Annotated in this window: 11 protein-coding genes; 3 read left to right on the forward strand and 8 right to left on the reverse strand. The window is 67.5% G+C overall.

Going from position 1 to position 12,514, the window contains the following annotated elements; genetic code table 11:
- Window positions 1–2: 2 nt before the first annotated feature.
- The 3 genes from xylA to ACQPYH_RS25735 are packed head-to-tail and all read right to left on the reverse strand — an operon-like array spanning window position 3 to window position 3,601.
- Window positions 3–1,163, reverse strand: a complete 1,161-nt coding sequence (gene xylA / locus ACQPYH_RS25725; RefSeq protein ID WP_432876197.1) for a xylose isomerase — start codon at window positions 1,161–1,163, stop codon at window positions 3–5.
- A complete protein-coding gene (locus ACQPYH_RS25730; RefSeq protein ID WP_432876199.1) occupies window positions 1,160–2,323 on the reverse strand; it encodes a Gfo/Idh/MocA family protein in 1,164 nt (387 codons plus the stop codon). Before ACQPYH_RS25730 ends, xylA begins: the two co-directional genes overlap by 4 nt.
- Before the next feature lie 18 nt (window positions 2,324–2,341).
- On the reverse strand, window positions 2,342–3,601 hold the full coding sequence (locus tag ACQPYH_RS25735; protein ID WP_432876201.1) for an ROK family protein: 1,260 nt from the start codon (window positions 3,599–3,601) through the stop codon (window positions 2,342–2,344).
- Window positions 3,602–3,760: 159 nt separating this feature from the next.
- On the opposite strand from ACQPYH_RS25735, the gene ACQPYH_RS25740 reads away from it, so the two are divergent.
- The gene (locus ACQPYH_RS25740) at window positions 3,761–4,984 is read left to right on the forward strand and encodes a glycoside hydrolase family 71/99-like protein (protein ID WP_432876203.1); all 1,224 of its coding nucleotides are present in this window, start codon (window positions 3,761–3,763) and stop codon (window positions 4,982–4,984) included.
- Here ACQPYH_RS25740 and ACQPYH_RS25745 read toward each other — a convergent pair.
- The 3 genes from ACQPYH_RS25745 to ACQPYH_RS25755 form a co-directional block, all read right to left on the reverse strand.
- A complete protein-coding gene (locus ACQPYH_RS25745) occupies window positions 4,981–5,727 on the reverse strand; it encodes a hypothetical protein (RefSeq protein WP_432876205.1) in 747 nt (248 codons plus the stop codon). The genes ACQPYH_RS25740 and ACQPYH_RS25745 overlap by 4 nt on opposite strands.
- Before the next feature lie 253 nt (window positions 5,728–5,980).
- Window positions 5,981–6,778 carry a dienelactone hydrolase family protein gene (locus ACQPYH_RS25750; RefSeq protein ID WP_432876206.1) on the reverse strand — a complete coding sequence of 266 codons (798 nt, stop codon included), beginning with the start codon at window positions 6,776–6,778 and terminating at the stop codon, window positions 5,981–5,983.
- Window positions 6,779–6,787: 9 nt separating this feature from the next.
- On the reverse strand, window positions 6,788–7,156 hold the full coding sequence (locus ACQPYH_RS25755) for a YciI family protein (RefSeq protein WP_432894477.1): 369 nt from the start codon (window positions 7,154–7,156) through the stop codon (window positions 6,788–6,790).
- 163 nt (window positions 7,157–7,319) lie between these two features.
- On the opposite strand from ACQPYH_RS25755, the gene ACQPYH_RS25760 reads away from it, so the two are divergent.
- Window positions 7,320–10,190 carry a S8 family serine peptidase gene (locus ACQPYH_RS25760; RefSeq protein ID WP_432876208.1) on the forward strand — a complete coding sequence of 957 codons (2,871 nt, stop codon included), beginning with the start codon at window positions 7,320–7,322 and terminating at the stop codon, window positions 10,188–10,190.
- Window positions 10,191–10,239: 49 nt separating this feature from the next.
- Here ACQPYH_RS25760 and ACQPYH_RS25765 read toward each other — a convergent pair whose 3' ends face one another.
- Together ACQPYH_RS25765 and ACQPYH_RS25770 are read right to left on the reverse strand one after the other, a co-directional pair.
- A complete protein-coding gene (locus tag ACQPYH_RS25765; RefSeq protein ID WP_432876210.1) occupies window positions 10,240–11,565 on the reverse strand; it encodes an amidohydrolase in 1,326 nt (441 codons plus the stop codon).
- Window positions 11,566–11,570: 5 nt separating this feature from the next.
- The gene (locus tag ACQPYH_RS25770) at window positions 11,571–11,972 is read right to left on the reverse strand and encodes a VOC family protein (protein ID WP_432876212.1); all 402 of its coding nucleotides are present in this window, start codon (window positions 11,970–11,972) and stop codon (window positions 11,571–11,573) included.
- A 166-nt stretch (window positions 11,973–12,138) separates the two neighbouring features.
- Here ACQPYH_RS25770 and ACQPYH_RS25775 point away from each other — a divergent pair, with 166 nt between their 5' ends.
- Window positions 12,139–12,495 (forward strand): YciI family protein, encoded by a 357-nt coding sequence (locus tag ACQPYH_RS25775; RefSeq protein ID WP_432876214.1) that lies wholly within the window; start codon window positions 12,139–12,141, stop codon window positions 12,493–12,495.
- Window positions 12,496–12,514: the final 19 nt, after the last annotated feature.

Here is a 12,514-nt window from a genome sequence, read left to right on the forward strand (position 1 = left end):
CCTTACCGGACGCCGAGGAGGTGTTCCATCGCCAACTGGTCCAGACGTTCGAACCCGAGACCGCGATTTCCCAGCGCATCCGGATCGTACGACGCACTGCGGATGTCGGCCAGGGACTCGCCTTCGGCGAGCGTCGGCTCGTTCAACTCCCCGACCCGCGCGGCTGCGAGCGCCTCGACGACCTCCGGGTCGGCCCGGAACGCGTTCACCTTCTCGCGCAGGATCAGGTAGTTCCGCATGCAACCGCGCGCGGTCTCCCAGACGCCGTCCTCGTCCTCGGTCCGCGGCGGCTTGTAGTCGAAGTGGATGTGCCCGTCGTACGCCGGGTAGCGTCCCGCCCCCTGCAGTACGTCGACCGTCCAGAACGCCTCGCGCAGGTTGCCGGCGCCGAACCGCAGGTCCTGGTCGAACCGCGGACCGTGCTGCCCGTTGAGGTCGATGTGGTACAGCTTCCCGTGCCACAACGCCTGTGCGATGCCGTGCGCGTAGTTCAGCGACGCCATCTGCTCGTGCCCGACCTCGGGGTTGATACCGACGAGCTCCGGGTCGGCGAGGTCGTTGATGAAGGCAATCGCATGGCCGATCGACGGCAGCAGGATGTCGCCGCGCGGCTCGTTCGGCTTCGGCTCGATCGCGAACCGGATGTTGTACCCCTGCTCGCGGACGTACGCGCAGAGCAGGTCCATCGACTCCTTGTACCGGTCCAGCGCGGCCCGCACGTCCTTCGAACCGCCGGACTCGGCACCTTCACGACCGCCCCACAGCACGTACGTCGTCGCGCCCAGCTCGGCGGCGAGATCGACGTTGCGCAGCACCTTCGCCAACGCGTACCGGCGTACCTGGCGGTCGTTGGCGGTCAGGCCGCCGTCCTTGAAGACGGGGTGGCTGAACAGGTTCGTGGTCATCATCTCGACGCCCATGCCGGTGTCGGCGAGCGCCTTCTGGAACCGCTCGAGCACCTGCCCGCGCGTGCTGTCATCGGGCACGACGTCGTCGTCGTGGAACGTGACCGCCGCGGCGCCCAGTTCCGCGAGCTTCTCCACGGCGTGGACCGGATCCATAGGCGGGCGGACCGCCGTACCGAAGACGTCGACGCCCTGCCATCCAACCGTCCAGAGGCCGAAGGAGAACTTGTCGTCCTTGGTCGGGGTAAAGCTGTTCATGCTGGAATCTCCTGCCATTGACGGGATGTAGAGCTGGTCTCGACCGCGGCCAGCACACGCTGGACCTGGAGTCCGTCCGCGAACGACGGCGCCGGATCGGCGCCTTCGGCAATCGCGGTGACGAGGTCGACGACCTGGTGGGTGAAGCCGTGCTCGTAGCCGAGCAGGTGGCCCGGCGGCCACCACGCACCGACGTACGGGTGGTCGGGTTCGGTGGCGAGGATGCGGCGGAAGCCGGCCGTCCTCGAGTCATCGGTTGCGTCGTAGTAGTGCAGAAGGTTCATGTCCTCGAAGTCGAACGCCAGACTGCCGAGGCTTCCGTTGATCTCGATCCGGATCGCGTTCTTCCGGCCGGTCGCGAAGCGGGTCGCCTCGAAGACACCGAGAGCGCCGGAGCGGAACGTCGCCAGGAACACCGCCGCGTCGTCAACGGTGACCGGTCCGCGCTCGGTGCCCGCCGTACCCGCGAGGCCAGAGTGCTCGGCCGCGACCGGGCGCTCCTTGACGAACGTCTCGAGCCGCGCGCTGACCTCGCCGATGGTGTCACCGGTGATGTACTGCGTCATGTCGATGATGTGCGCGCCGATGTCACCGAGCGCACCCGAACCGGCCTTCGACTTGTCCAGCCGCCACGACAGCGGCGCCTCCGGGTCGGAGATCCAGTCCTGCAGGTACTGGGCGCGCACGTGCCGGATCGTCCCGATCTTGCCCTCGGCAACGAGCTGCCGGGCCAGCGCGATCGCGGGCACCCGGCGGTAGGTGAACCCGACCATCGACCTGATCCCCTTGGCCTTGGCCGCTTCGGCCGCCGCGGTCATCGCCTCGGCCTCCTCGACGGTGTTGGCCAGCGGCTTCTCGCAGAGGACGTGCTTGCCGGCCTCCAGCGCGGCGATCGCGATCTCGGCGTGGCTGTCCCCCGGCGTACACACGTCGACCAACTGGACGTCGTCGCGGCCGAGCAGCTTGCGCCAGTCGGTCTCGGTCTCCTTCCAGCCGAGCTTCGTCGCGGCCGCTTGGACAGCGTCGGCGTTGCGACCGCAGAGCACGTTCATCTCCGGGTCCAACGGCAGGTCGAAGAAGCGCGGCGCGCTCCGCCAGGCCTGCGAATGGGCCGCGCCCATGAACGCGTAGCCGATCAGGCCGATGCCCAGGTTCGTCATGACTCTCCTTAGCTCTCGTTAACGTCCGACCAGGGTCGGGTCGACGAACACCTGGTCGAGGGAGATCTGCGCGCCGCCGCGGACGGCTGCCGTGAAGCCGAGCTCGGAGCGGACGACGCGGCAGCCGCCGCCGTCCGGTGCGATCGCGCGGTCGCGGATCGCCTTCTCCAGTGGCTCTTGCAGCCACGGTCCGAGGACGGCGAAGTACCCGCCGAGCACGAGCACGTCCGGGTTCAGGACGTTGACCAGGATCGCTCCGCCGACGCCGAGCCAGCCGCCGACGTCCTTCAGCGCGTCGAGTGTGCGGCTGTCGCCCGCCTCGGCGCGCCGGGTGATCTCGGCCAGCCGGCGCTCCACGTCCAGTGACGGGTCGCGGACCGGATCATCCTTATCCGTTGCCTTGTGCAACAGTGCGCTCAGCCCGACGACGGTCTCCCAGCACCCGGTCCGGCCACAGCCGCAGGTCCGCCCGGGCGGCGCGACCGGCATGTGCCCGACCTCGCCGCTGTACCCGTGCCCGCCCCGCAACAGGTGCCCGCCCGCGACAACTCCGCCACCGACACCCACCGCTCCGGTGAGCAACACCAGATCGTGGGCCGAGTTGGATTCCTCGGCTCGCCCCAGTTCGGCGTACGCCGCGAGCGTGGCCAGGTTTGCCTCGTTGTCCACGTGCAACGGGTACGACGGTTCGCCGAGCCGGGCTCGCATCTCCTGCGTCACCGACACTTCGACCCAGCCGAGGTTCGGTGCGAGTCTCAGCTCTCCGGTCGCGCCTTCGACCAGACCCGGGACCGCCAGCGTGACGCCGGCGACCTGTCCGCCCTTTGCTGTGACGGCTGCGACGGCTTCTTGGATGAGCTCCGCCAGGTCGTCGAGCGTCGTCGCCGGATCGAGGTCGGCGACGTCGATCGGGACACGCTTTTCGAAGACCACGCCGCCGGCCAGGTCGAGAGCGGCGACTGCCAGGTAGTCGACGTTGATCTCGGCGCCCACACCGCAGACGCCTGAGCCGTCCAGCTCGACGAGCAGCCCGGGACGACCCAGGGCACGGGAGGAGTCCGCGGAGCCTTCGCGCAGCAATCCACGCTCGACGAGCTCGGCGACGAGGCTACTGACGGTCGCCTTGTTCAGCCCGGTCTCATCGGCGATCCGCGCCCGGGACCGCGGGCCGAGGTCGCGGACGTGCCGCAGTACCACCGAGAGGTTATTGCGCCGGAGCGAGACGTGATCGGCGGCGACACCCCGGCTGCCCGGCCGGCGACCGTCGGTCAACGTCATCCTGGTGCCTTTCCCGCCGACTTTGTCTGTTGATCCAACAAACTAAGTTCAGGCCGACCGCACGTCAAGAGTTCCGCAACCGTGAAGTTCTTGCAGGACTTTGTCCAGATTTGTACGCTCGCGGCGCACCTCCTGTCCGCCCCCTCCAGGAGCACACTCATGAAACTCACTCGCCGCACCCTGCTCGCCACCACCGCCGCAGCTGCCTTGGCCGGCAGATCCCAGCTCTCGTTCGCGGCGAGTCCGCCCGGAGACGTGGTCGGCAAGATCACCGTCGGCTATCAGGGCTGGTTCGCCTGCCCGGGCGACGGCGCCCCGATCAACGGGTGGTGGCACTGGAGCAGCAACTGGGGGCAGCCGCCCTCGCCGACGAACACCGCGATCGTGAGCTGGCCGGATGTCCGCGACTTCGGCTCGACGTACCAGACGGCGTACGCGAACCTCGGCAACGGGCAGGCCGCCAAGCTGTTCTCGTCGTACGACCAGCAGACCGTCAACACACACTTCCAGTGGATGCAGCAGAACGGCTGCGACACGGCCGCGCTGCAGCGGTTCAACCCGACCGGCGGCGAAGGCCCGACCCGCGACGCGATGGCCGCGAAGGTGCGCCAGGCAGCCGAGCAGTACGGGCGGAAGTTCTACATCATGTACGACGCGACCGGCTGGACGAACATGCAGTCGGAGATGAAGGCCGACTGGACCGCGAAGATGAGCGCCTACACCTCGTCACCGGCGTACGCGCGGCAGAACGGGAAGCCCGTGGTGTGCATCTGGGGGTTCGGGTTCGACGAGGCGAACAAGGACTTTCCGGCGTCGGTGTGCCTCGATGTCGTGAACTGGTTCAAGGGCCAGGGCTGCTACGTGATCGGCGGCGTGCCGACGCATTGGCTGCCGGGGAACGAGGACTCGAGGCCCGGGTACCTGGACGTGTACCACGCGTTCAACATGATCTCGCCGTGGATGGTCGGCCGGATCAGTGACCTCGCGGGCGCGGATCACTACTACAACAACGTGAATCAGCAGGACCAGGCCGACTGCAACGCGCACGGGATCGACTACCAGCCGTGCGTCATCCCCGGCGATCTGCAGTCAGGGCACCGGCTGCACGGCGAGCTGATGTGGCGGCAGTTCTACAACCTGACGCGCGTCGGCGTACAAGGCATGTACATCTCGATGTTCGACGAGTTCAACGAAGGCAACCAGATCGCGAAGACCGCGGAGAGCGGCTCCTGGGTGCCGGCCGGCTCCAACATCCGTGCGCTCGACGAGGACGGTACGGCGTGCTCGTCGGACTACTACCTCCGGCTGACGAACGACGGGGGTCGGATGTTCAAGGGCCAGGCGCCGTTGACCTCGGTGCGGCCTACGCCGCCTCGGGGCTAGAACAGCTCCATGCTGTCGGCGGTTGCGGTGATGACGGGGTTGTCGAAGTACATCCGGCAGGCGATGGCGTGGCCGGAGCAGGTGAGCAGGGCCGGGCCGGCGGCGTCGACGACCTTGTAAGCGACCGGGTGCTCGCAGCGCTCGACCTCGCCCTCGTTCTGGCGGCCGCAGCCGAGTACGTGGCAGGTCGCGGTGTCGCCGATGTTCATCAGCGTCAGGCCGTGCTCGGGGCAGACGCCCCACCCGACGCCGCAGACCTGGCCCTCGTTCGCGGCCAGCCGGACGAGCTTGCCGGCGGTGGCCTCGAGCTTGGACGCCATCTCGCGGAACGTGGTGGCGGCCTGGTCGAGCTCGTGCCGGAATCGCCGCAACTCGGTGGAGTCCGGCATGCTCTGCGTCGCTGCCTGCAGGTCCTCGGCCAGCGTCATCGCGGCAACCGCGATCTCGTCGACCCGGACCGGGGTGTTGAACTGACGCAGCGTCGCGCCGTTCTGCACCCGCGGCCGATCACGTACCTCGGACAGCCAGTCCGAGCGCGGCGGCTGGTCGGTGCGGATCTCGGCGACCTGCTCCCCCGGCTGCCAGTTCGGCTGCTTCGGCTGAGGATTTTCGTCCACCGGACCGTCGGACTGGTCCGCGGCCGGTGGTTGAAGGTGAGTCTTTGATTGCTGACCGTGACCGTTCGTGCCTTTGGCCGACCCGTTCACCGGGATTCGGCTCTCCTGCGCAATCCGCCCGTTCATGCAGCCTCACTCATCCAGTGCCTGGCACCCGCCATACGCGATGCGTCCCCTGTTGTGCCCTCGGTGGCCGATCGTGCCATGTCTCAGGTACCCACGACCAGAGGAAAAACAACGGCGTCACCCACCGCGCCCCCGTACTTGCAGACCGCAACGATCAACCCCCAGGCATGAGTACATTCCCCCGCCTGAACGCAACCGAATCACACCGGACGAGTTACTCAACGTGGTTTTGACATTTCCGCACGGAATGTCGTCAAGCGGTCGCTGTGAGGTGTTCTTTGAGGAATTCGACGGCCCGGGCGCGAGCAGTGAAGGCCGAGTTCGGCGGATTGTCGCGAACCTCGGCGGTGAGCACCGCGTGTGCGCCTTTGCCGTACCCGTCGGGGTTGCCCGGCGACGAATCGAGCTCGATCACCTCGAACGCATCGCCCAGGTGGGTACGCAGCGTATTGAACCGCTCGGGCGGCACGGCGCGGTCGCCGCTGAACCGCAGGCCCAGCACGCACAACCCGTCGGTCCGGGTGCGCTCCTTGACGACCTCGAACTCCTCCTGCGACAGACCCGGATCGCGACGCATCCTCGCGCTGACCGGGAACGGCACCGCGGGCTGGCTGAGCACCGACGCGTTGACGACGTCCTCGACGGCGGCAGCGAGCGCGAATCCCCCGGTGAAACACATGCCGATCACGCCGACGCCGCGGCCCGGCGTACGCGCGGCCAGATCCTTCGCGACGGCACGCAGGTACTTCGTGATCGGCCGCTCGGCGTTCACCGCGAAGCTGCGGAACTCCTTCGAGACGCAGAGCCGCGCAACGACTCCCAACGTGTAGCCGGTCGTGATCGGGCGTCCCGGCGTACCGAACGGCGACGGGATCACGACCGTGAAGCCCGCGCCGACGAGATGCTCGCCGAACTCGGCCACCTCGGGACTCAGACCCGGGATCTCGGGGATCAGTACGACGCCCGGCCCCTCGCCCTTCTCGAAGCAGTCGTAGGTCAGGCCGCCGCCGGTGAACGGCGCCCTCCGCCAGGAACCCAGGTCCACAGTCATGGGCTGAGCTTAGGGTGCGCGGTCGGCGACAGCCTGTTGTCCGAGCGACGACAACTCTTCGACGATCGGGCGAATCTCGACCATCCCGGCCTCGGTGACCGGATGACCGGCAGCGATCTCGACTGCCTCGGCGAGGGTGTCGCACTCGATCAGGTCGAAGCCGCCCATCTGCTCCTTCGACTCGGCGAACGGGCCGTCGGTCGTCACGACGTTCGCGCCCTGCCGCCGTACGCCGGTCGACTGCGCCGGCGGATAGAGCGCACCGCCGGTCAGATGGACGCCGCGGGCCTTCACCTCGGCGACCCAGGCCTCGGTCTTCCGGATCGTCTCGTCGGGCACGCCGTCGGGGTAGTCGTTGTCGGGCCGGATCAACAGCATGTACTTCACGGATCACCCTCCGTTGCTCCTGCGCCGGATGGCCGGCGCTCGAGTGGAACGTCGTTGCACGATTGCAGCTTTGGACATCGATTCCGGTCTGCACTGGAGTTCCGGGCTCTGAAATACTCCGCAGGTCTATCACTTTGACCTGCTGGGGGGTCCTGTGAGTTTCCGCCCTGCTCATCTGCTGCGCCTCGGGGTGCCTGCTGCCCTGGTCGCCGGTTCGCTGATCGTTCTGACCGGCTCGTCCGGTTCGGCCGCGCAGCCGAAGCCGTACAGTCCGCCGTTCACCGCCCACCCGTCGGCGAAGGCCGAGTTCGAGCCGAACGCGGTGCTGGTGAAATTCAAGCCCAAGGCAACGACCGCGGCCCGCCGGGCCGCCGTGTCGAAGGCCGGCGGCAGTACCGAGGACTCGGTCACGTCGAACGTCGTGAAGGTCAAGGGCGAGCTGTCCGCACCCGACCTGCTGAAGAAGATGAAGGCCGACCCGAACGTCGAGCTGGCCTCGCTGAACTACAAGCGCTACATCTCAGCGGTCCCGAACGACGAGTACTACAACACCGACCAGAAGACGTACCTGGGCACTGCCCGGGTGCCGCAGGCCTGGGATCTCTCGAAGACGACCGGCAGCCAGATCGTCGCCGTACTCGACACCGGCGTCGACGCAGGCCACCCGGACCTCGTCGGCCATCTGGTCACCGGCTACAACGCGACCTCGCCGAACCGGGGCCCGATCGACGACAACGGCCACGGCACCATGACGCTCGGCATCATCGCCGCGGCCGCCAACAACGGCGTCGGTGTTGCCGGAGTCGGCTGGAACGTGAAGGCTATGCCGGTCAAGGTCCTGGACTCCAACGGCGGCGGGTACGACGTCGACATTGCCGAGGGCATCGACTGGGCGGCGGCACACGGCGCCAAGGTGATCAACATGTCGCTCGGCGGACCGGGCGACAACCCTGTGCTGCACGACGCCGTCAAGCGCGCCGTCGCCAAGGGCGTCACCATTGTGGTTGCTGCCGGCAACAGCGGGACCGATGAGCTGCAGTACCCGGCGGCGTACCCAGAGGTGATCGCGGTGGCTGCGACCAACGCCGGCGGTGTGCTGACCGACTTCAGTTCGTACGGCGACTGGGTCGACGTCGCCGCACCGGGGTGGAACATTCTCAGCACTGGCCCGCGGGACCTGACTCCCCCGCAGTACGCGCCGTACTGGTACTGCACTGGTACTTCCTGCTCGGCGCCGATCGTGACCGGGATCGCGGCGCTGGTGAAGAACAAGTGGCCGACGTTCACGCCGGCGCAGGTCGCGCAGCGGCTCGAGGTCCTCGCCCGCGATGCGGGTCCGCGCGGCATCGATCCGTACTACGGACACGGGATCGTCGACGCGTACGCCGCCCTTGGGGGGCGTTTCGCCGCGGACTTCCCGGTCAACCCCGAGGACGGCAACGACCAGCCTGCACGGGCTGCGAAGGTCACAGTCCCGGCCACGGTCAGCGCGCCCATCGGTGTCGAGGGCGAGGTCGACTGGTACCAGGTCACCTCTGACACGGACCGCAACCTCAAGGTGTCGGTGACCGGGCCAGAGTTCAGTTGCGGCTACTCGGTGAATTTCGGACCGCGTATCGCTGTCTACAACAGCAACCTGCTCCCGGTGGGTAGCGCGGTGAACCCATATCCGTCGACACCGACCGACCCCGCCACCGGTTGCCCTCAGGCCACTACCTTGACCGCGTCGGTGATCGTCAGCGCGGCGGCGGGCACGACGTACATTGCTGTGCGCAACGACAACGGGTCGCGGGACACGCGCAAGTACACGATGACCGTCTCGCAAGATGCCGGGAGCGCGACGCCGAGCGGGATCGCGCACCCGGTGCGGGACGTGAAGCCGAACGACCTGTCTGCGAATGCTGCGCTCACCGCGACGCCGACGGTGACGTTCGCGCGGGCAGTCGTTGCTGCCAGCATCAACTCGACGACGGTTCGGCTCGTGAACGGCAGGACGGGTACGACAGTCGGTGCGGCGGTCTCGTTCGATGCCGCGAGCAACGTGGCCACGATCGCGCCGACGGTGCCGTTGCTCGACAACACGCCGTACCGGATCGTCGTCAGCGGCGTACAAGGGGACGGCGGGACGATTGCGCCGTTCACCAGTGTGTTCTCGACGGTGGACCAGGTGCCGGCCGCGGTCGGTTCGTTCGATGCTACGGGCGCCTATCTCGCCGCGAACCTGGCCTGGAAGGTGCCGCCGACCGGCGACCTCGACCAGGTGATCGTCCGGCGGAACCCTCTGAGCAAGCCGCCTACGCTGACCACGGGGACGCTGGTTTACGCGGGCACAGGTTCGGCGGTGAAGAACACCGGGCTCGCGCAAGGCGTGACCTACACGTACGCCGCCTGGGTCAAGGATCGTGGCGGCAAGGTCAGCCCGATGGCGACGACGCAGTTGCTCGGCATGAAGACCGCGATCTCGACGACGTCGACGCTGATCAACTACGGCGGGACGATCACGCTGCGCGGAAGCACGCTCCGGATCGACAACAAGGCGTACGCCGGGCTGCCGACCAACCTGTACGTGCGGCCGCAGAACTCGTCGAAGTTCACGCTGCTCGCGGCGCTGAAGACCTCGTCGACGGGAGCCGTCAGCTTCGCGTACAAGCCGTTGGTGTCGTCGGTGTTCATGATGACGTTCCCGGGCAACACCGATCTGATGGGGACGCGGACGCCGGACATCACCGTCCAGGTGGCGCCGACGATCTCGGCCACGATGACGCCGACGTCGATCAAGCTCGGAAGCACCACGGCGATCAGCGGGTACGTCGCTCCGGCGCATGCGGGCCAGTCGGTGTACCTGCAGCAGTACGGGAACAAGGTGTGGAAGTCGATCGCCTCGGTCAAGCTGATCTCGTCGGGCAAGTACGCGTTCGGCATCCGGCCCGCGGTGCGGGGCCAGATCGCGTATCGGATCTGGTTCCCTGGCGACGCCGATCATGCGCAGGCGTTCTCCGCGAACAAGATCGTCACGATCAGCTGAACGTCTCGTCGTGCATGCCCCGGTCGCTGCGGCCGGGGCATGCGTGTTTTCAGGGCGCGTAGTGCTGGATCGCGCCGCCCTTGGAGAGGTCCACGAGTGTGTGAGCCAAGGATTTCGCGTCGGCGAGGACTTCGACGAGATCCATCATGGTGAGTTGCCGGTCGCGGACCACGACCTTGCCTGCGACGAGAACGGTGACGACGTCGGAGGCTCGGACGGAGTACACGAGGGCGGCTCGTGGGTCGTGGACCGGTTGGTTGTGGGGCGCGCTGAGGTCGACCAGGGCGATATCCGCTTGGCGGCCTGGCTCGACGACGCCGACCTGGTTCTTGAGGCCGGCTGCTGCGGCGCTGCCGCGGGTGGCGAGGCGGAGGGTGTCGGACAGGGGCATCCATTCGGCGTCGTGCTCGCGTTGCTTCTGGGTGAGGGCGACCATGCGGATGGCTTCCCAGACGTCGAGGGTGTTGTGTACGGCGGCTCCGTCCGTGCCGATGCCAACGTGTACGCCGGCTGAGCGGAGGCCCTTGATCGGCGTGACCTCGCCCATCGCGAGCTTGAGGTACACCTTCGGGCAGGACGCGACGGCGGTGCGGTCGGCGTACTGCTGGAGAATCGGGAGGTCGTCGTGGCGGATGCCGCAGCCGTGGGCGATCAGCGCGCCGGCGTCCAGTACGCCGGTCCTCTCGAGCACCTGGATCGGCGTGACGCGGTAGCTGTCGAGGGACGCTTGCGTTTGGTCGTCGGTCTCCGCGGCGTGCAGGTGGATGCGGAAACCCTCCGCCCGCGCGATTTCCGCCGTACGCCTCAGGTCGTCGTCGGTGACCGTGTTCGTCGCGTGTGGTCCGAGGCTCGCGGTGATGCGCGGATGGAGCCGGCTGAGCTCGCGGGTGGTGTCGATGGCTGCGTTGATTCCGTCTGCGCCCGCGGAGGAGAAGTACGTCGGCGCTAGATCGGCGCGGATGCCGGACTCGATTGCGGCGGCCGCGATCTGGTCGGCGTGGAAATAGTGGTCGACGAACGTGGTGACGCCCGCGAGCAGCATCTCTGCGCAGGCAAGTCGCGCACCTACTCGCACGCGCTCCGGCGTCAGGTTCACCTCCATCGGCCAGATCCGTTGGTTGAACCAATCCTCGATCGACAGGTCCTCGGCCGCCCCGCGCATCATCACCATCGGGCTGTGCGTATGGGAGTTGATCAACCCCGGGACCGCAACCAGCCCCGTACCTTCGATCACCTCCCCGTCTGTCGGACCGCCGGCGGTTGTCGGGGTGATTGCGGTGATGCGGTCGGCCTGGATGTGGATGTCTTGGGCCTCGTCGACTCGGCACTCGCCCTGCTCAGGGACCACCAGCACAGCTACATTTCGGATCAGCATGCGAATCAGGGGTGTCGGCTCGCGAGGATGCAGAATTCGTTGCCCTCGGGGTCGGCGAGCGTGACCCAGCTTTCCTCGCCCGTCTGACCGACGTCGGCGGGGCGGGCGCCGAGGTCGAGCACCCGACGTACCTCGGCTTCTTGATCTGTATCGGTCGGGTTGAGGTCCAGGTGGAGCCTGTTCTTGATCGTCTTGCCCTCCGGCACCCGCGCGAACGTCAACGTCGGCGGCACCGGACCGGGACGGCTCCTGCCTTCGGGCATCAGCGGCGAGCCGATCGTGACCACGCCTTCCTCCCCGTCCTCACCCTCGTCCAGCACCTCGTAGCCGAGGACCGCGCACCAGAACCGCGCCAGGCCGCTCGGATCGGCACAGTCGATCGCCAGCTCGGTGAACTTGCTGGTCATTGCACGACCTCCAGGTCGAGTAGCGGGACGTCGAAGTCACCAAACTACGGCGAAGGTGTACTACGAGTGGTGCGAATTTCCGTCGACCTGTCGGATTCGATGCCTCGGGTTCGTTGCAGGGATGAGAGGCGGCCGGCGGGAGGCCGTCCGGACAAGGAGTGCTGAGATGACCGAGTACCTGATCTCGTTCGGCATGAACGCGATGGACTTCCCCGAGGAGGTCATGCCCGAGATCAGCCGAGCCGCCCGCGCGGTGATCAAGGAAGCCATGGATGCCGGCGTCTACGTCTTCACCGGCGGCCTGGACCCCGACGAGGACCCCGCCACCGTCGCCACGGACGGCACAGTCACCGAGACCATGCTCACCGACGGCCCCTATCCGGAAAGCAAAGAACTCCTCGGCGGCTTCACCATCATCGACGTCCCCACGCGAAAGGAAGCCCTCGAGTGGGCCGCCAAGATAGCCACCGCCTGCCGCTGCCCCCAAGACGTCCGAGTCTTCCAGCCAGGCCCCAACAGCTGACCGGAACCACTCACCGGGG

This window comes from Kribbella sp. CA-245084 (genome assembly GCF_050942355.1).
In the GTDB taxonomy this organism is placed as follows: domain Bacteria; phylum Actinomycetota; class Actinomycetes; order Propionibacteriales; family Kribbellaceae; genus Kribbella.